Below are 23,069 nucleotides of genomic sequence, written 5' to 3' on the forward strand. Positions count from 1 at the left end.
AAAGTGACTCGAGGGCACCCGCCGCCTCGACATTGGGGTCCACAGAAACAACAGCCTTGTCTATGTCCGGCCCGACACAACGCCTGCTCCGGGAAATGAGCCGGGCAACGGGACAGTCTCGCCGCCTCAATAGCTAGTCGATTTGCTTACCGTAAATCGGGGTAACGATAGTTTTAGCCGGCATTTATCAGGCGTCAAAAACAATTATCTACCTGAGCCTCATCTGCATGGTTTGACCCACGGCTCGAGCTCATGTGCCCCCGAATCCCACCTTCGCGCTCGCCACCGGGCGCTGGCCGGCAGCCAGACGCACACCTGCCCCCCCTGACCAAGCGCTCGTGCCAGCGTACCGCGCGATTACCACGAGCCATCCCAGCCCCTCCCCACGCCTATGTGGCCCATCCGCTAGCAGGCCAACGCCGATTCGCGCGGAATATTCTCCAGCCGCTCTGGCGCGGGACCTGGCGCCTGACGCGCGAAAGCCCTCGAAAAACTCGACGGTGACCCTTGTCACGTTTCTGCAATTTTCGAATGGCGCGGGCGTTTTTTTCCGGTCTCTAATCGTTCATGTGTTTGCAACACAGATACATTTAAATCGGCGCTGCAAACGCATCACCCCCTTGGAGGAGCGAAGTACCGAGGGAGCAACCGAACCGCTAGGAACCAATAGGGAAGTTAACCAGCATGCGCTCCACAAAGACCTCCGCTCAGCTCTTCGAACTTGCTCGCACGGTAGTCCCCGACGGCGTCAGCTCCCCCATGCGCGCCTTCCGCCAGGTCGGCGGCGAGCCGATCTGCGCCGCCTCGGCCAAGGGCGCGCAGATCACCGACGTCGACGGCAACGTCTACACGGATTTCCTCAACGCCTTCGGCGCCCTGCTGCTGGGCCATGCCCGTGACGAGGTGGTCGAGGCGATCGCCAGCCAGGCCGCCCAGGGCACGGTAGTGGGTCTGACCTCACCGCTGGAGCATCGCCTGGCCAAGCGCATCGTCGAAAGCACGCCGGCGATCGAGCAGATCCGTTTCGTCTGCAGCGGTACCGAGGCGGTGATGACCGCCACCCGCATCGCTCGCGCCCATACCGGACGTAACCTGCTGGTCAAGTTCGTCGGTTCCTATCACGGCCACTCGGATGTGCTGCTGGCCAGCCCGAGCGATTCGGGGGTCAAGGTCAAGGGGGTGACCCAGGGCATTCCGGAGAACCTCAACCGCGAAGTGCTGCTGTGTCAGTACAACGACGAGGCGCAGCTCAAGAGCCTGTTCAAGGCCCATGGCAACGCCATCGCCGCGGTGGTCGTCGAGCCCTACGCCACCAACATGGGCTTCGTCCGCCCCCAGCAAGGCTTCATGGGCCTGATCCGCCAGCTGTGCGACCAGTACGGTTCGCTGTTCATCTTCGACGAAGTGGTCACCGGCTTCCGCTTCACCTTCGGCGGCATCTGCAACCTTATGGACATCGACCCGGACCTGATCACCTTCGGCAAGATCATCGGCGGCGGCACGCCGATCGGCGCCTACGCCGGCAAGGCGCGCTTCATGCAGCACGTGGCCATTGGCAACAGCGTGTTCCAGTCCGGCACCTTCGCCGCCAACCCGCTGACCATGGCGGCCGCCAACGCGGCGCTGGACGTACTGGCGCAGCCGGGGTTCTACGAGGAGCTGGAGCGCAAGGGGCAGATCCTCGACGCCGCCATCCACGCGCAGTTCAACGCGCAGAACATCCCGTTCCTGTTCACCCGCTTCGGTGCCCTCGGCGGCGTCGCCTTCCGCGACAGCCACAGGCCGATGCGCTCGTACCAGGACGTGAAGACCCAGCATTACGAGATCTACACCGCCGTGCACCGGCAGATGCTCGACCGGGGCTTCCTCATGGCGCCGTCGCTGGAAGAGCCGATCTTCCTTTCCGCCGCCCACAGCAGCCGCGATCTCGAGGACTTCGCCGTCGCCCTCGGTGAGTCCGTCAGCCAGGCGCTGGGCGCCCACCGCAAGGCCTTTCCGGTACTGATGCCGTTCTGAACCCGCACCGCCACCCACCCCATAGTCAAGGAGGATACCCATGAACGCAGCCGTCCAACTCAACGCCAGTCAATTCTTCGAATCGGTTAACAAGTGGTACGCCACGGCCACGGTGAAGAACAGCCCGCGCATCGTCATCGCCGAGGCCGCCAAGGACGACTTCACCTACCCGAAGTCCCGGCAGATCCTCAGCGAGCATCCCAAGGTGCAGGCCCTCGGCAACGCGGGCGTGGCCTACGTGCTCGCGCAGTCCGCCTACCAGTACATGTACGAGATCGGCCTGCTGGAGACCCGTTTCGTCATCGACTGCAGCCTGAACATCGTCAACAACGTGATCGCCGGGGCCAGCGAGCAGGAGAAGCTCAACGCCCTGACCGTGGTCATTGACGAGGGCTACCACGCCCACGTCGCCCTGGACTACATCATCCAGATGAAGAACCTGACTGGCATCGAGCCGCTCGAGGTACCACAGACCAACGGCAACCTGAGCGCCGTGCACCGCGCCTTCGCGCAGCTGCCCGAAGCAGTCCACAGCGACTTTCAGCTGATCTCGGTGACCCTGGCCGAGCATACCCTGACCAAGGACCTGATCAGCATCGGCCGCGAGAAGGAAGCCTCGCAGGCCTTCACCAAGGTGATGACCGACCACGTCTCCGACGAGGGGCGCCACGCCAGCTACTTCGCCAACCTGATGACAGCCCACTGGGCGCGCCTGCCCGAAGACACCAAGCGGGTCATCGGCGGCATGCTGCCGGCCTACCTGGACGACTACCTGGCTGGCGACGAAGCGCGCGACTTCGACCGCAAGGTCCTGCTTGGCTGCGGTTTCAGCGCGAGCGAAGCAGACAGCATCATCGCCGATACCCAGGCGCAGTTTCTCGAGAGGCTCAATGACTACGTCGGCACCACCAAGGCCAACCTGGTCAAGCTGCTGCGGCGCTGTGGCGTGCTCGACCATCCGCCGACCCGCGAAGCCTTTGTCCAGCATGGCGTCGCCCTCTAGGCGGAGCTCCATCCGACAGCCAGATTTCGACAGGAAGCTGATGAAATGCTGCTAGAAAAATTGCGTGAGCTAAGCAAGTCCTCACCCCTCCAGCCGGCGGTGGTGGCGGCCGGCAAGTCACTGTCCTATTTCGAGCTGGAGCGCCTGTCCTCTCGAATGGCCGGCCACCTTATGCACGCGGGACTGCCCGACGCGGCGCTGGTGGCCATCTACACCAGCCGCGACGTCCATGCCATTGTCGCGCTGTTCGGCGCGCTCAAGGCAGGCGCCGCCTACAGCTTCGTCGAGGACGACGGGGTACGCGAGGAGAACTACCAACGCCTCGTGGCCATCGAGGCGGATCTGGTCCTGTGCGACAGCGAGCACCTGCTGGCCTTGCGCGAAATGGGTGTGGCCGCCCTGGACATTCACGCCGCCGAGCGGGCGCTGGAGCCCGGCAGGAGCACCAGCCCGACGGCCGACACGAGCGCCTACGTGCTGTTCACCTCCGGCTCCACCGGCAAACCCAAGGGCGTGAGCGTCAGCCATGGCAACGTTGCGCACTACAGCCAGGCGATCCGCCAGTGCCTGGCGATCGGAGGCGGCCTGCACTATGCCCATGTCAGCACCCTGGCCGCCGACCTGGGCAATACCTCGCTGTTTCTCTCGCTGACCACCGGCGGTTGCCTGCACCTGTTGAGCATCGCCCAGCGCAAGGACCCCAGCGCCTTTCGCGACTACCTGACGCAGCACAGCATCGACTTTCTGAAGATCACCCCCTCGCACTGGAACGCCATGTTTCCGGCGGGCGTCGAGCTGCCCAACCTGCAGTACCTGGTGTTCGGCGGTGAAGCCCTGCCCAAGACGCTGGCCCGTCGCGTACTGGCGTCCGGGCGGATCGCTCGACTGTTCAACCACTACGGCCCCACCGAAACCACGGTCGGGGTGACGGCCTACCCGGTCATCGACCTCGCCCAGCTCGATGCCCTGGCGGCCGACAGCGTTCCAGTCGGTCGGCCGTTCGGCCAGTCCCTGCTCTATGTGCGCGATGAGCAAGGAGCCTTTCGCCGCAGCGCGGCGCGCGGCGAGCTGTATATCGGTGGTCCCTCGGTGGCCCAGGGCTACCGTGGCAATCCGCAGGCCACGGCCAACGCCTTCGTTGACCTGGAGCGGCCGGAGGGCAGGTTGCGCCTGTACAAGACCGGGGATCTGGTCAGCCTGGACGACAGCGGCCTGGTGCAGTTCCTCGGGCGCATCGACCGGCAGGTCAAGATCAACGGCTACCGAGTCGAACTCGAGCATGTCGAGAACGTCCTGCGCAAGGTGGCCGGCGTCGAGGATGCCGCGGTCTTCCTGCTCCCACTGCGCGGCCGCGAGCGCCTGGTCGCGGCGCTGTTGAGCGAGCGCCGCGAGCCGCCGGAGGTCTGGCTGAAGCAACGCCTGCAGGCGTTGCTTCCGGCCCACATGATTCCGGGCACGCTGCTGCGCCTGGACGCATTTCCGCGCAACGCCAACGGCAAGACCCACCTGGCCCTGCTGCGCGAGCAGCTAATGGCCCGGCTGCAGCACCCGCAGCAGGACCTGGAGCCGCAGCCACACCTGGGTGAACAGGGTGATGAACGCCTGCACGTCATCCGTACGGTGTTCTGCAAGCACCTGCGCAGCACGAGCGCGGGCCTGGAAGAGAGTTTCTTCGAGCTGGGCGGCGACTCCCTGGATGCCATCCAGCTGATCGCCGAACTGCAGGAGAAGGGCTTCCCGGTCAGCGCCCATGCTTTTCTCAAGGCCCCCAGCATACAGGGCCTGCTGCGCACCCTGGAACAGCGCGAGCAACAGGGGGCGCAAGACACGCCGGCCCGCGACCTCAAACGCCTGGACCTGTTCTCGCCGGCACAGCGCGAACTGATGGAGCAGCGCCTGCAGCATCCGGATCACTACAACCAGGCGCTGTTGCTCAGGAGCGTCGACAAGGTCGACATGGCCGTGCTCAACGGCGCCCTGGGCCAGCTGCTCGAACAGCACCCGGCGCTGGCCGTGGCCTACCGGGACGATCCCCAGGGCCCCTACGCCAGCCACGTCGAGCAGGACGGCAACGACGTGCTCAGCGTTTCCTTCATCGCCGGCGGCAACGAGGCGGAAACCCAGAACCATGTGGAGCGGGTCGCGGACCGCGTGCATCAGTCCCTGTCCCTGGCCGAAGGCCGGCTGCTGCGCGTGCACCTGTTCAAGGTCAAGTCCGGCGACGACCTGCTGCTGCTGGTGGCCCATCACCAGGCGGTGGATGTGATTTCCTGGCGCATCATCATTGCCGAACTGACACGCCACTACAGCGACCGTTACTTCGGCTCACCGGCCCCACGTTCGCCCAACCCGACCACCTTCTGGGATTGGGTGGCGCACCTCGAGGGCCACAAGCAGCAGTTGCAGAGCGCCTGGCTGCGCCGCACCCAGGCGCGGGTGGCCGCACTGCCGCGCTATTTCGCCGAGGACAACGTCGAGGGTGCCGCCTCCACGCTGTGGCTCGGCTTCTGCGCCGAAGACAGCCAGCGCCTGCTCCGCGACCTGGTGAGCAGCTCCGGCACGCCGCTGCACCTGCTCCTGCTGGCGGCCTTCACCCTGGGCCTGGCCCGCTTGCGCGGCAGCCGCGACCTGGCGATCGACGTCGAAAGCCATGGCCGGGTGACCTTCGACGACAGCACCGACGTCAGTCGCGTGGTCGGCTGGCACACCTCGACCTTCCCGTTGCTGCTCGACCTGCCGCACCTCGATCTGTCCGCCGCCATAGCGGCGGTTTCCCGGGCCTTCGCCGAGGTGCACGACCTCGGGGTCGGCTACGGCCTCAATCAGCCCGCGGTGCAGGGCCGCTACACGCCCTCGGCGCCGGTATGCTTCAACTACCTGGGCGACGTCGATTTCGCCCATGACGAACGCTTCGCCCTGGTGCCGGCGCCCTTCTCCTTCGGCCGCGCGCGGCATGCCCAGAACAACCGTTGTCATGAGCTGAAGCTGACCGCGCGGGTGATTGCCGGGCAGTTGGTGCTGGACCTGTCCTTCCCGCGCTCGGTCGAGGCCGCCGCCATGCACGAGCTGGTGCGCGGCATCGGCAGCGAGCTGTGCAACCTCGCCGGGTTCTCGGCGCGCACGCCGCAACTGCTGCTGGAGCCAGGCACCCGTACCGGGATGATCAACTACGCGCCGAAGCAGCTGATCGCCCAGCCGCACCGGCAGAAGCACCGCGAGTACCGCCAGATCCTGCTGACCGGGGCCACCGGCTACATCGGCGTCTATGCGCTGAAGGAGTTGCTGGTGCACACCGACGCGCATATCCACTGCCTGGTGCGCAACAAGGATGGCAGCAGCGCCCGGGCGCGCCTGCAGCGCCTGTTCGCCTGGTATTTCCCGGGCATCCAGCTGGAGGGTTTCGACCAGCGCCTGAGCATCCACGAGGGCGATGTCTGCGCGCCGCAGCTGGGCCTGGACGACGCGACCTACCAGGCGCTGGCCCGACAGGTCGAAGCCATCTACCACTTCGCCGCCGACACCCGCCTGTTCGGGACCGAGGAGGAGTTCGCCAGAAGCAACGTGCAGTCGGTGGAGTCGTGCATCGCCTTCGCCCTGCTGCAGCGCCACAAGGACCTGCACTACATGTCGACCCTGGCGGTCAGCGGGGTCAACGGCAAGCCGGAGCTGGCGTTCTTCTCCGAGGACTCGCTGGATATCGCCCAGGAATTCCAGAACAACTACGAGCAGAGCAAATACAGCGCCGAGCGCCTGCTCAACACCTTCCGCCTGCAGGGCAACAACGGCTTCATCTATCGCGCCGGCAACGTCTCCGGTGACTCGCGCAGCGCGCGCTTCCAGATCAATGCCAAGGACAACCGCCTGGTGCAGTTCCTCGCCGCCTGCGTCAAGGTCGGCCAACTGCCGGCCAGCCTCGGCGAGCCGGTGATTCTCTCGCCAGTCGACGAGGTCGCCGCGGGCATCGTGGCGCTTTCCCTGGATGCCCTGTCGCCGCCCGGTACCTACCACGTCGACAGCGTTCACGAGGTCAGCATGGAGCGCCTGTTTGCCGCCCTGGAGCGCGCGGGCTGCTCATTCCAGCGCAGCGCCCACCGCGACTTCGCCGAGCTGTTCCGTGCCATCAGCGGCAGCCAGGACCCGGATGTACTGCTCGGGAAGTTCTGGGCCAGCCGCAAGCGCCGCAACATCAAGTACTGCAACGACCGCACGCTGCGCGCCCTGGCGCGCCTGGGCCGGGGCTTCACCTCGCCCAGCGATGAATGGCTCGACGCGTTCATCGAGGAGCTGAAGAAAGAGCATGTATTCGCGCTTCGTCCCGGCAGTTATGAAGCAGTCGATACGTCGCGGATTCTGCAGCGGCAGGTATGACGCCTGCCGGCGGGGCAACCGCTAGCGCGCCGTTGCGTCGTGTTGGCGGTCGCTGCGCCGCAGATTTCAACTGGTCCATCAAATAGACAATGGAGATGTGTTTTGTGGAAACGCTCAACCAGAAATTTCGCCTGACCGAAGCCCATATCGCCGACTACCAGAGAACCGGCTTCGTCCTGCTCAAGCAGCTGTTCTCTGCCGAGATGATCGACTACTTGCGCAAGCGGGTGAACGAGGAACTGGAAACCCCGACCGATCACTATCAGAAGGGCTTCGACAAGCTGCGTTATGACCTGTGCAACGACGACGAGGTGATCTTCGAACTGCTCGGCAATCCGCAGTTCCAGCAGATCATGCGCGATCTCAACCAACGCACCCTGTTCTTCACCCAGGGCGTCGGTTTCGGTCTGAAGCAGGGCGTGAGCAAGGGTTTCAGCTGGCACATCGAGTCGCAGAGCTTCGGCTTCAACCGCTCGGAGGACTACGCCACCACCCTCTGGGCACCGTTGCACCGGATCGACACCAAGGGGCAGGCCGGCGGCATGCGCTACGTGCCGCGCGACGTGATCTCCGGCGAGTTCATGTACGACTTCATCGACCCGGCGGTCTTCCGCTGCCTGGATGAGCGCATCAAGTCCGGCGGCATCGCCTTCGAGGACTATGTCGCGCTTCGCGACGAACCGCTCAACTCCTCCGGTATCGGCCGCCTGCTCGAGTACTTCGCGGTCGAGGACGACTACGAGCTGGGCGACGCGCTGCTCTTCGACAAGTACGTGATCCACCGCAGCGTGCCGCTCGGCGAGGGCGAGCTGCAGACCCGTGACGCATTCTCCCTGCGCTTCATCGCCGACGACTCGCGCTACGACCTGGCGCGCGCCAAGAGCATCGAGATCCCGCGCGATCACTACGGCTACGCCGGGCCGACCAAGTTCCATCTGGAGATCTGCAAGGAGGATGGCAGCCTGATCGTCGACAGCCCCTACTTCGACGCCGATCGCGAGCGGCGCTACATCTTCGCCTGAGTGCCACCCGACCCGGCGGCGCCCACGGCCTGCCGGGTCCACCGACCGCAACCAAGGATGACACCTATGCAGCCGCAGATTGACCACTACGCCAGCAAGCTAGCCTACGAAATCGATGCCTGGGACCTGGCCCAGGCGCAGAAGAACGACGATGACGTCGTCGTGCTCGACGCCCGCACGGCGCCGGCCTATTGCCGTGAACACATCGCCGCGGCGATCAGTTTCCCGCACCAGCAGATGACCGCCGAGCATACCGCCGGCCTGCGCCGCGACGTGCTCTACGTCGTCTACTGCGACGGCATCGGCTGCAACGCATCGACCGCTGGGGCGCTGAAGATGGCCCAGCTCGGTTTCCGGGTGAAGGAACTGATCGGCGGCCTGGAATGGTGGAAGCGCAGCGGCTTCCCCACCCAGGGCGCCCTCGACAGCGCCGCACTGGAAGCCGAGAGCTGCGGCTGCAACTGACCCCGGCGCCCGACAAACGCCCCGCGGAATTCCGCAATCAGGAGAAGACCATGCCTTACGTGAATATCAAAGTGACCGACCTCGGTGTCACCCGGCAACAGAAGGCCGAGTTGATCGCCCGCGTGACCCAGGCCCTGCAGGATGTGCTCGACAAGGACCCGGCCTCCACCTTCGTGGTGATCGACGAGGTCAACACCGACAACTGGGGCAGCGGCGGCGAACAGGTCAGCGAACGGCGCAGGCGACTGGGTCTGTGAGCCCCTTGTGCCGGTCCGTTGAAGGCGGCCCCGAATGGAGCTGATGCTGCCGGATATGGCCCTCGGATGGCTGGCCGTCCTGGTGCTCGGTGCTTTGCTGGCCGGCTACCTGGACGCCATCGCCGGCGGCGGCGGCATCATCCAGGTGCCCATCCTGCTGCTTTCCGGCATGCCGCCGGTGAACGTTCTGGCAACCAACAAGGCGGTAGCCCTGATGGGCACCGCCAGCGCCGCCGTGCGCTATATGCTCGGCGGCCAGGTGGTCTGGCGGATCGTCCGGGTGGCGGCCCTGCCTTGCCTGCTGGCCGCCTGTCTGGGCAGCCACCTGGCCATGCTCACCCCCGACTGGCTGCTGGAGTTGTGCATTCTCGGCTGCCTGATCGTCGCCCTGCTGGCGGCCCTGCTGGTCAGGACCGACACACGCGGCGGCGGGCCGCCACCGTCATCCGCGCGCATCATCTGCAACCTGATGCCCGTCGGGCTCTACGACGGTTTTTCCGGGCCCGGGACCGGGGTCTTTCTGGTGCTGGTCAAGCATGCACGGCTGAAGCTGGAGATGCTCGCCGCCACCGCGACCACCAAGCCGATCAACCTGCTGACCAATGTCGGTGGCGTGGCCGCATTCATCTGGGCTGGCAAGGTTGTCTGGGCAGTGGCCGTGCCAATGATCCTGGCCAATGCGCTCGGCGGCTGGCTGGGCAGTCGGGCGGCGATCCGCCGGGGAGCGGCCTACATCCGCCGCATGCTGCTGGTCATGCTGGTCATGCTGTGCGGCGCGACACTGTGGAAACTGGCCAATGCCTGGTTCTGAGCGGCGGGACTCGATGCCGGCGGACTCACCCGGCCTGCTGCTCCAGATCCTTGAGGCGGTGACCGACCGCGACTATGGCCTCGATCGCCGGCTTCAGCTCCTGCCCGAGCGAAGACAGGCTGTACTCGACGCTGGGCGGAGAGGTTGGAAGGACCCGGCGCAGCACGACTCCCTCGCTCTCGAGCTTCTTCAGGCGAGCGGTGAGCACCTTGGCGGATATCCCCGGGATATCCGCCTTCAGCTCGCTGAAGCGACGCGGCTGCTGGCTCAGGTACCAGATGATATTGGGCGTCCAGGCGCCGCCGATGATGCTCAGGCATTCGCTCAGCGGGCAGTTTCCCGGGGGCTGGATACGCGGTTGCGGCGTCTGGGCAGCATGGTCGACTCCTTGGAAAGCTGGTTACCGGATGGTTACCAGTAAATGTAGCAACTAAAGGAATGCAGGTATACGAAAGTAACCCAGGTTGCCTAGACTCGCTCCATCGCCATCCCCGCGCGCCGGGCCCGTCCGGCACATGGGGCATCAGCAATAGAGGTAGACCGCGGGGCCCAGCCCGGCCCCGCTCTTTCGACGAGCGTCAGCTCGAAACCATGTAAAGGAGAAGCACATGTACAAGCTGTACTATCTGCCGGGTGCCTGTTCGCTGGCCATTCACGCGCTGCTCAACGAGCTCAACCAGCCGGTCGAGGCGATCGACCGCAACAAGGCAACGGACTTCGACAAGCTCGAATCGCGCGGCATGGTCCCGGTGCTGGTCGATAACGGCCAGGTGATCCGCGAAGGCGCGGCGATCATTCTTTACCTGCTGGACAAGCACAAGAACCAGATGCTGCCGGAAAGCGGCCTGGAAAAGGCCCGCTTCATCGAGTGGGTGATGTTCGCCAACGCCACCATGCACCCGGCCTACGGCCGTCTGTTCTTCATCGGCAAGACCCTCGACGACGGCCCGGCCAAGGAGCAGGCGCTGAGCGCAGCGAGCGACGCCATCAATGCCCTGTGGGGTGCGGTGGACAAGCAGCTGCAACAGTCGACCTTCGTCTGCGGCGATCGGATCACAGTGGTCGACATGATGCTGGCGGTCTACGCCAGCTGGGGTCAGTACTTCCCCGTCGACATCCTCATGAGCGACAAGGTGCGGCGCATGATCGAGGCGGTGAAAGCCCATCCGGCCTTCATCAAGGCGATCGAAGACCAGCAGAGCGCCTCGCAGTAAGCGGCTGCGTACACGCCGCGCAGATTGCTCCAGCAGGACCTCTGCGCGGCCCATGACGAAGCAAACTGGCTACAGGATGTAGTGCCATGACCTTGTTCAAAGACCTTTCCCTTTCCGCCATCAACGCCGGCTTCGTGACGGTACTGGTCGGTTTTACCAGCTCCGCCGTGCTGGTGTTTCAGGCGGCGCAGGCATTGGGGGCAAGCCCGGCGCAGATCGGCTCCTGGATGCTCGCCCTGTGCATCGGCATGGGCGTTACCGGCATCGCCCTGTCCCTGCATTATCGCGCGCCCATCGCCATCGCCTGGTCCACGTCCGGGGCCGCCATGCTGATCACCAGCGCCTCCGGGGTCGACCTGGCCGAGGCGACCGGAGCCTTCATTGCCTGCGGCCTGCTGATCACCCTCTGTGGGTTCAGCGGCTGGTTCGAGCGCATCGTCAAGCACATCCCCATGGCGATCGCCGCCGGCATGCTCGCCGGCATTCTGCTGCGCTTCGGCCTGGATGCATTTGCCGCGATGAATAGCCAGTTCGGCCTGGTATTCCCGATGTTCGCCTGCTACCTGCTGGCGCGCCGCCTGCTGCCACGCTACGCGGTGGTCGCCCCGCTGGCGGTCGGCGTAGCCATCGCCGCCAGTCGCGGAATGCTGAATTTCGACGGCGTCGAGCTGGCCCTGGCCACCCCGCAGTTCGTCGCCCCGAGCTTTTCCCTGCAAGCGATGATCGGCGTAGCCCTGCCGCTGTTTGCGGTGACCATGGCCTCGCAGAACCTGCCGGGGCTCACCGTGCTGCGCGCCTCGGGCTACCAGACACCCAGCTCGCCGTTGATCGGCTGGACCGGAGTGGCCACCCTGCTGCTGGCCCCGTTTGGCGGCTATGCCTTGAACCTGGCGACCATCACCGCCGCCATCTGCACCGGCAAGGAAGCCCACGAAGACCCGACCAAGCGCTACAGCGCCGCCGTGGCCGCGGGCTTCTTCTACCTGCTGGTGGGCATCTTCGGCGCCACGGTCGGCGCGCTGTTCCTGGCCTTTCCCAATGAGCTGATCCTGGCAATCGCCGGCCTGGCCCTGCTCGGCACTATCGGCAATGGCCTGGCCAGCGCCCTGCTGGAGGAGCAGCACCGCGAGGCGGCGTTAATCACCTTTCTCGTCACCGCCTCCGGGGTCTCGCTGCTGGGCATCGGTTCGGCGTTCTGGGGCATGCTGGCGGGCGCGCTGGCGATGCTGGTGCTGCAGGCCTCGCCCGATCTGCAGGGCCTGCTGGCGCGCCTACGCAGTCCACGCGGCAACAAGCTCGACAAGAATCTGGAGTAGCGCACGGTGTCTGCATTCAGGCCGGTTGGCGTACTCGACTCGGGAGTCGGCGGCTTGTCGCTGCTACGCGACATCCGCCGCGAGCTACCCCATGAAGACCTGCTCTATGTCGCGGATTCCGCCTATGCCCCCTACGGCGACCGCAGCACCGCCTGGATCGCTAGACGCTCGGCACGAATCATCGAGTTTCTCGTCGAGCAGGGTTGCAAAGCCGTGGTCATCGCCTGCAACACCATTACCGCGGTGGCCGTCGGCGCGCTGCGCGAGGCCTTCGATGTTCCGATCATCGCCATCGAGCCGGCCATCAAGCCAGCGGTCGCCCTGACCCGCAGCGGGGTGATCGCCGTCATGGCCACCAGCCGCACCCTGCAGAGCGATAGCCTGCACCGGCTGCGCCGCCGCCACGAGGCTGGCGTGGAGGTACTCTTCGTCCCCTGCCCGGGCCTTGCCGACCGGGTCGAGGCCATCGACCTGGACTCGGCGGAGCTGCATACGCAGCTGCACGCCCTGCTCTCTCCGGCACTGCGCAAGGGCGCCGACACCCTGGTGCTGGGCTGCACCCACTACCCCTTCTTGATCGACAGCATCGCCCGGGTGGCCGGTGCCGGCGTGCGGATCGTCGACCCCTCGCCAGCAGTCGCCGCCGAAGTCAGGAGACGGTTGCACGAGCAGGGACTGCTCAGGAGTCGAGTCGAACTGGGCATCGATTCGGTCTGGACAAGCGCTGCCACGGACCAGGCCCGCGACACCATAGGCGCGCTATTGGATCAGCGCCTGGAGGTGCGCCAATTGCCGCCACTTGGCCGCGATTAAATGCGGACACATTAAACCGGCCAAATAGCGTGAGCAGCTCTTAGACTCGCCCGTGATACTTATCGAGTTCGGGACATCCCCGCTCGCATTCGGAAATACGGCAGGCAATATCGGCGATAGTTACGCCATTGAGTTCCGCTTCCAGTGCGGCCACGGCGCTATTAATCTTTTCCTGCAGCACCGGCGCTATATATTCTCCCACTGCGCAGCCTGAATCAGGCACCGCGTGATGCAGGGTAAACAGCGGCGTCGTCTCCACGGCCCTGAACACGTCGAGCAGGGTGATGCTGCTGGCCGGCCTGGCCAGCAGCGCTCCTCCGCCCTGCCCCAGCTGCGACCTGGAAAAGCCTGCAGTATTGAGCATCGACATGATCCGGCGGATCACCGAGGCATTGGTATTGGCGCTCTTCGCAATGATCTCCGAAGGCAGCGGTTCGTTTTCATGGATGGCTAGGCCAGTGAGTATATGTACCGCTACTGCGAACCGCGTACTGGCAGGCATGTTCTAGTCCCGAAATACAGTTATATAGAAGAATCATTTATGTGGCAGCCCAACTGATTTTTTATATTTGTTCCCGGCCAATCCGCCGAACAATGGAGCATCCAATCCCACTATATACGTTAGCCATATAGCGGCGACAGGGCGATGTTCAACCCCGACAACGGCCCATCGTTTTGCGCCAGGACTCGCCCCCCCTCTCGCAACGATGCAGGCCGGCATCACCCCGGACGATTTCCGGTCTATTTTCCTGGATGACCGTCCAATACCCTGGACCGAGCCGTCATTCCCCTGCCAAAGATGTCTGGTCATCTGGACAATCCCTGCGAGGGTGTTCGTCCACAGGCCTAGACAGGCGCGGATTAACCTGACGCCAGGGGCTCAGGCACAGAATCTGCTTGGATGGATGCGCTAGACGCCAGAACAACCTCAAACACAATACTGGCGCTGCCCCTTCGCACTCGGCTGAGCTATGTTCGTTATCTGGCCAGTTTCGCCGACTGTCCGACAGGACGGCGCCAGGGCACCTGCTCACCGGCAGGCACAACAACAAGAAGGAAATCCGTATGTCGATCAAGCAACAGCTCTCTCGCCTCACCTGTGGCATCGGCGCCGCCGCGCTGCTGTCGGCCAGCCTGCTCGCCACGCCGGCGGCGGCCACGGAGAAGGTCCGCTGGCAGGTGCCACTGGCATTCCCCTCGCACCTGGTCGGCCTCGTCTCGCCGGTCAAGCACCTGACCGAATCGCTGAAGACGATCTCCGGCGGCGACATGCAACTGCGCTACTACGAGCCCGGCGAGCTGGTCCCGCCGTTCGAGATCATGAATGCCGTGAGCAGCGGCAAGTACCCGGCGGGCTTCACCTGGGTCGGCTATGACCAGGGCACCATTCCCGCCCTGCCGCTCTACTCCGGTGCCCCCTTCAACCTGGAGCCGCCGGCCTACCTGGCCTGGTACTACCAGGGCGATGGCAAGAAGCTGCTCGAGGAGATCTACGCCGAGCACAACATCCACCCCATGCTGTGCAGCATCATCGGTCCCGAGGGCGCCGGCTGGTTCGCCAAGCCGATCACCGACCTGAAGGACTTCGACGGCCTGCGCATCCGCTTCGCCGGCATCGGCGGCAAGGTGCTGGAGAAGCTCGGCGCCTCGGTCACCATGATCCCCGGCGGCGAGATCTACCAGGCGCTGGAACGCAAGACCATCGACGCCACCGAGTTCTCCCAGCCGGCGATCGACAAGATGCTGGGCCTCGACCAGATCATCAAGAACTACATCATGCCGGGCTGGCACCAGACCCTGACCACCTCGCACCTGCTGGTCAACCGGGATGTCTGGAACAAGCTCAAGCCGCAAAGCCGCGCGCTGATCGAGATGGGCTGCGAGTCGGCCACCCTCAAGGGCTTCGCCGAGAGCGAGTGGGCACAGCCTACCGCCCTGGCCGAATACGAGCAGGAAGGGGTGAAGGCCCAGGTGCTGCCCGAGCCGGTGCTGCGTGAGCTGCAACGGGTGACCAATGAGGTGCTGGACGAGATCGCCGGCCAGGACGCCATGTTCAAGCGTGTGCTGACCAGCCAGCGTGAGTTCATGAAGCACCACGCCACCTGGCACCGCATGGGCTACCTGCCGCGGGACTACTACAAGCAGGACTGATCACTCAGCCCGAACCTCGACGGGCCCGGCCATGCCGGCGCCCGTCGATTTCCTTTGCTTGCCGAGCCCGAGGTTTCCGTGACTCAGTCCTCCGCTTCTCCCAACCTGCCTGGCGCCCCCGCCAAGCAGGACGCCCTGCCGAACAACCGCCTGTCCTGGCGCCTGGATCGCCTGGTCGCCGCCATCGGCCGCGCCACCGCCTGGTTGTGGCTACTGGTGCTGCTGGTGGTGCTCAGCAACGTCTTCAGCCGCTTCGTCATGGCGCGCGGCTCGATCGGCCTGGAAGAACTGTCCTGGCACCTGTTCGGCGCTGCGATGATGCTCTCGCTGGGCTACGCCGTGGTGCGCGACGATCACGTGCGCGTCGATGTGCTGCGGGAGAAGCTCTCCCTGCGCACCCAGGCCCGCATCGAGCTGCTGGGCATCGCCCTGCTGGCGCTACCGGTGGTCTACCTGATGATCCACACCCTGGTGCCCTACGCCTACACCGCGTTCATCTACCAGGAGCACTCCCAGGCGCCCAGCGGCCTGCCCTATCGCTTCATCTTCAAAAGCGTGCTGCCCCTGGGCCTGATCCTCGTGGCCATCGCCCTGGTCTCGCGCGCCTCGCGCTGCAGCACCCTGCTGTTCCAATTCCCCCGGGCCATTCAAACGCCTGCCGATGACCGCAACGGCGGCCATCCGAACCCCTGATCACGAGGCTGAAGTAATGGGTCTGGAAGAAATTCTTGTTATCGCCATGTTCGCCAGCTTCATGGGCCTGCTGCTGCTCGGCTTCCCGGTGGCCTGGTCCCTGGCCGGCATCGGCCTGCTGTTCGCCGTCACCGGCCATGTGCTGGTCGAATATTTCGATGCCGATCTCTGGTTCACCTGGAGCGGCACCATCGGCGTGCTGGATGCGCGCATCTACGGCATCGTCGCCAACGAGCTGATGGTGGCGCTGCCGCTGTTCATCTTCATGGGCATCATGCTCGACCGCTCCGGCATCGCCGAGCGCCTGATGCACAGCCTGGTGCGGGTGCTGGGGCCGCTGCGCGGCGGCTACGCCATCACCGTGGTGATCGTCGGCGTGCTGCTGGCCGCCTCGACCGGTATCGTCGGCGCCTCGGTGGTGCTGCTCGGCATGCTGTCGCTGGGGCCGATGCTGCAGGCCAACTACAACAAGTCGCTGGCCGTCGGCACCGCCTGCTCCGTGGGCACCCTGGGCATCCTCGTACCGCCGAGCATCATGCTGGTGCTGATGGCCGACCGCCTCGGCACCCCGGAGGCCTCGGTCGGCAAGCTGTTCATGGGCGCACTGATTCCCGGGATGATGCTCGGCGCGCTGTACATCCTGTATATCGTCGTCGCCGCCTGGCTGAAGAAGGACTTCGCCCCGGCACCGAAGGACCGCCAGCCGCTGGACATGCGCGCCCTGCTCGACGTGTTCTGGGCCGTGGTGCCGCCGCTGGCCCTGATCCTCGCGGTGCTCGGCTCGATCTTCTTCGGCATCGCCACCACCACCGAGGCCTCGGCCGTGGGCGCCGCCGGCGCGCTGCTGATGGCCCTGGTCAGCCGCCGCCTGGATTTGGAAGTACTCAAGGAAGCGCTGTACCAGACCAGCCGCACCACCGCCTTCATCTTCGGCATCTTCATCGGCGCCACGGTGTTCGCCGCGGTGCTGCGCGGCCTGGGCGGCGACGACGTGGTGCGCGCGGCACTGACCGGCCTGCCCTTCGGCCAGACCGGGGTGCTGCTGACGGTGCTGTTCATCACCTTCCTGCTGGGCTTCTTCCTCGACTGGGTGGAGATAACCCTGATCATCCTGCCGCTGGTGGCGCCGGTGCTGTTCGCTATGGGCGTGGACCCGCTGTGGTTCGCCATCATGTTCGCCCTGTGCCTGCAGACCTCGTTCCTCACCCCCCGGTGGGCTTCGCCCTGTTCTACATCAAGGGCGTGTGCCCGCCGGGCATCACCACCCGCGATATCTACCTGGGCGTCATGCCCTACATCGCCCTGCAGCTGCTCGCCCTGGCGCTGGTGTTCTGGTTCCAGCCGCTGGCCACCTGGCTGCCCAACGAGGTGTACGGCGGGCCTTGAGGCCCAGGCCGCTGCGCCTACGGCGCGCCTTGCCTCGGCGGCGCGCCGGCTTCCATAATCGGCCCCACCCTTTTGCGGACACCCTGCTGCCATGGCCATATCCCACGGCGATCTCGATGAACACGGGCTGATTGTCGGCGTCTCCCCGGAGCGCTTTCGCGCGGTGGCCATGCCGCTGCTGTTCGATCACCTCAACGCCCAGTGCGAAGGCACCATCGCGGTCAATCGCCAGGCACGCATCGTCTGGATCAACGACAAGTACGCCGAGAAACTCGGCGTCGGCGACCCGCGCAGCGTACTCGGCAAGGACATCGAGCAGGTGCTGCCAGCCAGCCGGCTGCGCGAGGTGGTGGAGAGCGGCCAGCCGAGCGTGCTCGACCTGATGGCCTTCGGCAGCGAGCACTTCGTGGTCACCCGCATCCCGCTGCGCGACGAGGATGGCACCCTGGTCGGCGCCCTCGGCTTCGTGCTGTTCGACCGCGCCCGCCACCTCAAGCCCTTGATGGCCAAGTACAACAGCCTGCAGAACCAGCTACTCGCCACCCAAAACGAGTTGGCCAAGGCGCGCCGCGCCCGCTACACCATCGCCGGCTTCATCGGCAGCAGCGCCGCCGCCAGCGAGGTCAAGCGCCAGGCCCGCCGCGCCGCGCAGCTGGACGCCACGGTGCTGCTGCGCGGCGAGACCGGCACCGGCAAGGAGCTGCTGGCCCAGGGCATCCACAACCTCTCGCCACGGGCCAACGGCCCCTTCGTCGCGGTCAACGTCGCGGCGATTCCCGAGTCCCTGGTCGAGGCCGAGCTGTTCGGCACTGCCCCCGGCGCCTTCACCGGCGCCGACCGCAAGGCGCGCATCGGCAAGTTCGAGGCGGCCAACGGCGGCACCCTGTTCCTCGACGAGATCGGCGACCTGCCCCTGCCCCTGCAGGCCAAGCTGCTGCGCGTGCTGCAGGAGCAGGAGGTCGAACCGCTCGGCTCCAACCAGGTCAAGCCGCTCAACGTGCGGGTGGTCGCCGCCACCCATATCGACCTGGAAGCCAAGGTCGCCGCCGGCCAGTTTCGCGATGACCTCTACTACCGCCTCAACGTGCTGGCCCTGCATGTGCCGCCGCTGCGCGAGCGCCGCGAGGACATCCCGGCGCTGGTCGAATACCTGCTCGACGACATCGCCAACCGCTCCGGCCAACCGCCCATGGAGCTGAGCCCGCAGGCCCTGGCCCTGCTCAGAGCGCAACCCTGGCGCGGCAACGTGCGGGAATTGCGCAACCTGCTGGAGCGGGCGCAACTGGCAGCCGATACCTCGTTGCTGGAGGCCGCGCAGATTGTCCCGCTGCTGGGTACGCCGACTGCCCCGCCCGCGGCACCGATAGCGGCGCCGGCAACACCCGCCGCCACCAGCCCGGCGGACACTGCCGCCGCCCCGGCAGACTTGCGCGTACCGCCGCTGGCACAGAGCATCGCCAACGCCGAGCGCGAGGCGCTGCTGCGGGCCCTGGAGGCCTGCGCCGGCAATCGCCGGCGCGCCGCCGTCGAACTCGGCATCTCCCGCGCCAGCCTCTACAGCAAACTGCAACAGCACGGCCTGTCCCAGCGCTGAGCCAGCGCGCAACGTCCAGCACCCTGGACAACCTGGCGCCACGCGGGCCACACGCCTGCACATGTCCAACATTTCAGACAGCCTGCACCGCCCGCTGCTACGCGGCCGGCGAGTGCCGCGCCCGGCCCAGCCGCCTGCGACGACACGTGCACGCCTCTGCGCCGTTCTGGCACGGCTTTCGCTCTGCAACCCGCAGGCCTGTTTCGCCGCGTCCCGTGCGCCGCGCAGGGACCAGAACAAAAACAAGAGGAAGGCTGGCCGCCGCCGCTATCGCTGGCGGTCACCGGGCGCTTTAAGCCGCCCCACCTCGCAGACGAGTACCTGCCATGAGCAAGATCATGACTGCCGCCGCCGCCGTGGCGCGTATCCCGGACAACGCCAACCTGGCCACCGGCGGCTTCGTCGGCATCGGCTTCGCCGAGGCCATCGCCATCGCCCTGGAGCAACGTTTCCTCGCCGAGCAGGCGCCCCGCGACCTGACCCTGGTGTATGCCGCTGGGCAAGGCGACGGCAAGGGCCGCGGCCTCAACCACCTGGCCCACGAGGGGCTGGTGCGGCGGGTGATCGGCGGCCACTGGGGCCTGGTGCCGGGCCTGCAGAAGCTGGCGGTGGACAACCGCATCGAGGCCTACAACCTGCCCCAGGGGGTGATCTCCCAGCTGTTCCGCGACATCGCCGCGGGCAAGCCGGGCCAGCTGTCCCGGGTCGGCCTGGGTACCTTCGTCGACCCCGAGTTCGGCGGCGGCAAGCTCAACGCCCGCACCACCACCGAACTGGTGCGGCGCATGCCGATCGACGGCCAGGACTACCTGTTCTACCCGACCTTCCCGATCCAGGTCGGGGTGATCCGCGCCACCAGCGCAGACGCCGACGGTAATCTCAGCTTCGAGCGCGAGGCGCTGACCATCGAGAGCCTGGCCATCGCCATGGCCGCGCACAACTCCGGCGGCCTGGTGATCGCCCAGGTCGAGCGCATCGTCGAGCGCGGCTCCCTGAAGGCACGCGAGGTGAAGGTCCCCGGCATCCTGGTCGACTGCGTGGTGGTCGCCGCCCCCGAGCACCACCAGCAGACCTTCGCCACCGCCTACAATCCGGCCTTCGCCGCCGAGACCCGGGTGCCGGTGGACAGCCTGGCCCCCATGCCACTGGAGGTGCGCAAGCTGATCGCCCGCCGCGCCGCCCTGGAATTGCGCGCCGGCGCCGTGGTCAACCTCGGCATCGGCATGCCCGAGGGGGTCGCCGCGGTGGCCGCCGAGGAAGGGGTGATCGACCTGCTGACCCTCACCGCCGAACCCGGGGTGATCGGCGGGGTGCCGGCCTCGGGCCTGGACTTCGGCGCGGCGAGCAACCACAGCGCGCTGATCGACCAGCCCTACCAGTTCGACTTCTACGACGGCGGCGGCCTCGACCTGGCCTTCCTCGGCCTGGCCCAGGCGGACGCCGCCGGCAACCTCAACGTCTCGCGCTTCGGCTCACGCCTGTCCGGGGCCGGCGGCTTCATCAACATCAGCCAGAACGCCAAGCAGGTGGTGTTCGTCGGCACCTTCAGCGCCGGCCAGCAGGACATCCGCATCGAGGACGGCCTGCTGCGCATCGTCCAGGACGGCGAGCTGCGCAAGTTCGTCGCCGAGGTGGAACACCGCACCTTCGCCGGCCGCCTGGCTGCCGAACGTGGCCAGCCGGTGCTGTACGTCACCGAGCGCTGCGTGTTCGCCCTGACGGTGGAGGGGCTGGAACTGATCGAGATCGCCCCCGGCGTGGACCTGCAGCGCGACATCCTCGCGCGCATGGATTTTCGCCCCATCGTCCGCGAGCCCAGGCTGATGGACGCGCGCCTGTTCCAGCCGACGCCCATTGGCCTGCGGCAGAGCTTGACCCCGTAGACGACAGGCATCGGTTGGCGTGAATGGCGGGCCTGCGGGCCCGCCTTTTTTACCGCCCCGGACAGGCCCTGGCGGCGTTCAGCGCCCGGCCAGCTTGTGCCGCGCCGCATACAGGCAAATCATCTCCATCGCCAGGGTGGCACCCGCCAGGGCGGTCACCTCGGCGTTGTCGTAGGGCGGCGCCACCTCCACCACATCCATGCCGACCAGGTTGATCCCGCGCAGCCCCCGCAGGATTTCCAGGGCCTGGTGGCTGGACAGGCCGCCGCACACCGGGGTGCCGGTGCCCGGGGCGAAGGCCGGGTCCAGACAGTCGATGTCGAAGGTCAGGTACACCGGGTGGTCGCCGACCCTGGCGCAGCTGCCGGAGCGCTACGGCTTTACCGTGCAGTTCCACCTGGCCAGCCACCGCGGCCGCCAACCGAGCGAAGCGCAACAGGCGTTCGAGACCGACCTGCTGGCCGCCTTCGCCTGAGACACAGCGGCACGCCGCGCCCGCCATCCACCACCCGCGACCGATTCAGCCGCCCATTCGGCACATCCATCGCTTTCGCAAATTAAACCGACCGGTCTAAATATACCCCCATGAATACGACAACCCGCTCCACTCGCGACCGACTGATCGTGGCCATGGCCGACACCCTGCAACGCAAGGGGCTGCATGGCGCCGGCCTGAATGAACTCCTGACCCAGGCGCAGGCCCCCAAGGGCAGCCTCTACCACCACTTCCCCGGCGGCAAGACCGAGCTGGCGGTGGCGGCCATCGAGCACATCGGCCGGCGTATCGACGGTTTCTTCGTCCAGCTGTTCCGCGAGCACCCGGACCCCCTGCAGGCCATGCAGCGCTGGCTGGACAACACCTTGCAGCTGCTGGAAGGCAGCCGTTTCGAGCGCGGCTGCCCGCTGGCCACCGTGGCCCTGGAAAGCGGCCCGGAAGACGTCGAGATCCGCGCCGCCCTGGCCGACTGCTTTGCCCGCCTGCGCCAGGCCCTCAGCGCGCAGCTGCAGGGCGTCGGTTACGCCGGCGACAGCGCCGAGGGTTTCGCCGACCTGTTTGTCTCGCTCTACGAAGGCGGTCTGCTGCAGGCCCGGGTGGCCGGCAGCTGCGAGCCGCTACAACGCGCCAGTCAGGCGCTTTTCCAGCTGATCCGGCACTACCCACGGGAGGCCCAGAATGACCAGTGACGCCCCGACCATCGACCGTGAAGAGTTGGCCCTCAAGGCTCGCGACGGCTACCCATTACGCGCGGTGCTGTACCACGCCCCGACACCCCGCGCCCGCCTGCTGATCGGCGGCGCCACCGGCGTACCCCAGGGTTTCTATCGGCGCTTCGCCGAGCACGCCGCACGGCGCGGCTACACCACCCTCAGCGTCGACTACCGCGGCATCGGCCAGTCCAAGCCGACGCAGCTGCGCGGCTTCACCATGGACTACCTCGACTGGGCCAACCACGACCTGGCCGCCGCCCTCGACCAGCTGCACGGCGACGACCTGCCCACCTTCATGGTCGGCCATTCCTACGGCGGCCACGCCTTCGGCCTGCTGCCCGGGCACGAGCGGGTCAGCGGCTTCTACACCTTCGGCACCGGCGCCGGCTGGCACGGCTGGATGCCGCCACTGGAACGGCTGCGGGTGCAGCTGATGTGGAACCTGATCGGCCCGCTGATCGTGCGCAGCAAGGGCTACCTGGCCTGGAGCAAGCTGGGCATGGGAGAAGACCTGCCGCTCGGTGTGTACCGGCAGTGGAAGCGCTGGTGCCACTACCCGCGCTATTTCTTCGACGACCCGGAACAACGCCACCTGGCCGCACGCTTTGCCAGCGTGCGCACGCCGATCGTCGCCGCCAATACCCTCGACGACCTGTGGGCTCCACCCGCGTCACGCGATGCCTTCATGGCCGCCTACAGCGCCGCCCCCTATCAGGCCCGCACCATCGACTCGCACGCCGAGGGCCTCGGTGCCATCGGCCACATGGGCTACTTCCGCAGCCACGCCAGCGCGCTGTGGGACGAAGCCCTCGACTGGTTCGCGCAACTTCAATCCACCCGCCGCGCCGCCTGAACGGCCCAGGAGACC

General features: G+C 66.3%; 19 protein-coding genes and 2 pseudogenes. 18 read left to right on the top strand and 3 right to left on the bottom strand.

Going from position 1 to position 23,069, the window contains the following annotated elements:
- The first annotated feature begins 684 nt into the window (after positions 1-684).
- From LPB260_RS02995 to LPB260_RS03025, 7 genes are all read left to right on the top strand, one after another.
- The gene (locus tag LPB260_RS02995) at positions 685-2,016 is read left to right on the top strand and encodes an aspartate aminotransferase family protein (protein WP_208707159.1); all 1,332 of its coding nucleotides are present in this window, start codon (positions 685-687) and stop codon (positions 2,014-2,016) included.
- 40 nt (positions 2,017-2,056) lie between these two features.
- Positions 2,057-3,019, top strand: coding sequence for a diiron oxygenase (locus tag LPB260_RS03000; protein WP_208707160.1), 963 nt, complete (start codon positions 2,057-2,059; stop codon positions 3,017-3,019).
- A gap of 45 nt (positions 3,020-3,064) precedes the next feature.
- The gene (locus LPB260_RS03005; RefSeq protein ID WP_208707161.1) at positions 3,065-7,387 is read left to right on the top strand and encodes a non-ribosomal peptide synthetase; all 4,323 of its coding nucleotides are present in this window, start codon (positions 3,065-3,067) and stop codon (positions 7,385-7,387) included.
- Between the two features lie 104 nt (positions 7,388-7,491).
- Positions 7,492-8,409, top strand: a complete 918-nt coding sequence (locus tag LPB260_RS03010; protein ID WP_208707162.1) for a hypothetical protein — start codon at positions 7,492-7,494, stop codon at positions 8,407-8,409.
- A 66-nt stretch (positions 8,410-8,475) separates the two neighbouring features.
- A complete protein-coding gene (locus LPB260_RS03015; RefSeq protein WP_208707163.1) occupies positions 8,476-8,874 on the top strand; it encodes a rhodanese-like domain-containing protein in 399 nt (132 codons plus the stop codon).
- A 50-nt stretch (positions 8,875-8,924) separates the two neighbouring features.
- Entirely contained in the window at positions 8,925-9,131 is a 207-nt protein-coding gene (locus LPB260_RS29275; protein WP_371926106.1) for a 4-oxalocrotonate tautomerase family protein, read from the top strand.
- A 34-nt stretch (positions 9,132-9,165) separates the two neighbouring features.
- The gene (locus LPB260_RS03025; RefSeq protein ID WP_208707165.1) at positions 9,166-9,942 is read left to right on the top strand and encodes a TSUP family transporter; all 777 of its coding nucleotides are present in this window, start codon (positions 9,166-9,168) and stop codon (positions 9,940-9,942) included.
- Between the two features lie 25 nt (positions 9,943-9,967).
- Here LPB260_RS03025 and LPB260_RS03030 read toward each other — a convergent pair whose 3' ends face one another.
- Complete coding sequence (locus LPB260_RS03030) at positions 9,968-10,294, bottom strand: helix-turn-helix domain-containing protein (protein WP_208710021.1); 327 nt, start codon at positions 10,292-10,294, stop codon at positions 9,968-9,970.
- Between the two features lie 256 nt (positions 10,295-10,550).
- On the opposite strand from LPB260_RS03030, the gene LPB260_RS03035 reads away from it, so the two are divergent.
- The 3 genes from LPB260_RS03035 to murI all read left to right on the top strand — a co-directional run bounded on the left by LPB260_RS03035 (position 10,551) and on the right by murI (position 13,285).
- Positions 10,551-11,156: a glutathione S-transferase family protein gene (locus LPB260_RS03035; protein WP_208707166.1), complete on the top strand. Its 606-nt coding sequence runs from the start codon at positions 10,551-10,553 to the stop codon at positions 11,154-11,156.
- Positions 11,157-11,242: 86 nt separating this feature from the next.
- Positions 11,243-12,472 carry a benzoate/H(+) symporter BenE family transporter gene (locus tag LPB260_RS03040; protein WP_208707167.1) on the top strand — a complete coding sequence of 410 codons (1,230 nt, stop codon included), beginning with the start codon at positions 11,243-11,245 and terminating at the stop codon, positions 12,470-12,472.
- Between the two features lie 6 nt (positions 12,473-12,478).
- Entirely contained in the window at positions 12,479-13,285 is an 807-nt protein-coding gene (gene murI / locus LPB260_RS03045; protein WP_208707168.1) for a glutamate racemase, read from the top strand.
- A 40-nt stretch (positions 13,286-13,325) separates the two neighbouring features.
- Here murI and LPB260_RS03050 read toward each other — a convergent pair whose 3' ends face one another.
- Positions 13,326-13,787, bottom strand: a complete 462-nt coding sequence (locus tag LPB260_RS03050) for an Rrf2 family transcriptional regulator (RefSeq protein WP_208707169.1) — start codon at positions 13,785-13,787, stop codon at positions 13,326-13,328.
- A 563-nt stretch (positions 13,788-14,350) separates the two neighbouring features.
- Here LPB260_RS03050 and LPB260_RS03055 point away from each other — a divergent pair.
- The 5 genes and pseudogenes from LPB260_RS03055 to LPB260_RS03075 all read left to right on the top strand — a co-directional run bounded on the left by LPB260_RS03055 (position 14,351) and on the right by LPB260_RS03075 (position 20,992).
- Entirely contained in the window at positions 14,351-15,436 is a 1,086-nt protein-coding gene (locus tag LPB260_RS03055; RefSeq protein ID WP_208707170.1) for a TRAP transporter substrate-binding protein, read from the top strand.
- Positions 15,437-15,514: 78 nt separating this feature from the next.
- The gene (locus tag LPB260_RS03060; RefSeq protein WP_256625451.1) at positions 15,515-16,129 is read left to right on the top strand and encodes a TRAP transporter small permease subunit; all 615 of its coding nucleotides are present in this window, start codon (positions 15,515-15,517) and stop codon (positions 16,127-16,129) included.
- 16 nt (positions 16,130-16,145) lie between these two features.
- Positions 16,146-17,515: pseudogene (locus tag LPB260_RS03065) on the top strand (TRAP transporter large permease subunit).
- Between the two features lie 91 nt (positions 17,516-17,606).
- Entirely contained in the window at positions 17,607-19,109 is a 1,503-nt protein-coding gene (locus LPB260_RS03070) for a sigma-54-dependent Fis family transcriptional regulator (protein ID WP_208707171.1), read from the top strand.
- Between the two features lie 326 nt (positions 19,110-19,435).
- The gene (locus tag LPB260_RS03075) at positions 19,436-20,992 is read left to right on the top strand and encodes an acyl CoA:acetate/3-ketoacid CoA transferase (RefSeq protein WP_208707172.1); all 1,557 of its coding nucleotides are present in this window, start codon (positions 19,436-19,438) and stop codon (positions 20,990-20,992) included.
- Between the two features lie 78 nt (positions 20,993-21,070).
- On the opposite strand, the pseudogene LPB260_RS03080 reads toward LPB260_RS03075, so the two are convergent.
- A pseudogene (locus LPB260_RS03080) lies at positions 21,071-21,349 on the bottom strand (arginase family protein); the annotation flags it as partial.
- Between LPB260_RS03080 and LPB260_RS29280 the strand changes: the two are divergent.
- The 3 genes from LPB260_RS29280 (at position 21,309) to LPB260_RS03095 (ending at position 23,054) form a co-directional block, all read left to right on the top strand.
- Positions 21,309-21,467: a hypothetical protein gene (locus tag LPB260_RS29280; protein WP_208707173.1), complete on the top strand. Its 159-nt coding sequence runs from the start codon at positions 21,309-21,311 to the stop codon at positions 21,465-21,467. The pseudogene LPB260_RS03080 and the gene LPB260_RS29280 sit on opposite strands and share 41 nt — an antisense overlap.
- 110 nt (positions 21,468-21,577) lie before the next feature.
- A complete protein-coding gene (locus tag LPB260_RS03090; protein ID WP_218281499.1) occupies positions 21,578-22,177 on the top strand; it encodes a TetR/AcrR family transcriptional regulator in 600 nt (199 codons plus the stop codon).
- Positions 22,167-23,054 carry an alpha/beta fold hydrolase gene (locus LPB260_RS03095; RefSeq protein WP_208707174.1) on the top strand — a complete coding sequence of 296 codons (888 nt, stop codon included), beginning with the start codon at positions 22,167-22,169 and terminating at the stop codon, positions 23,052-23,054. Before LPB260_RS03090 ends, LPB260_RS03095 begins: the two co-directional genes overlap by 11 nt.
- Positions 23,055-23,069: the final 15 nt, after the last annotated feature.

The organism is Pseudomonas sp. LPB0260 (assembly GCF_013388395.1).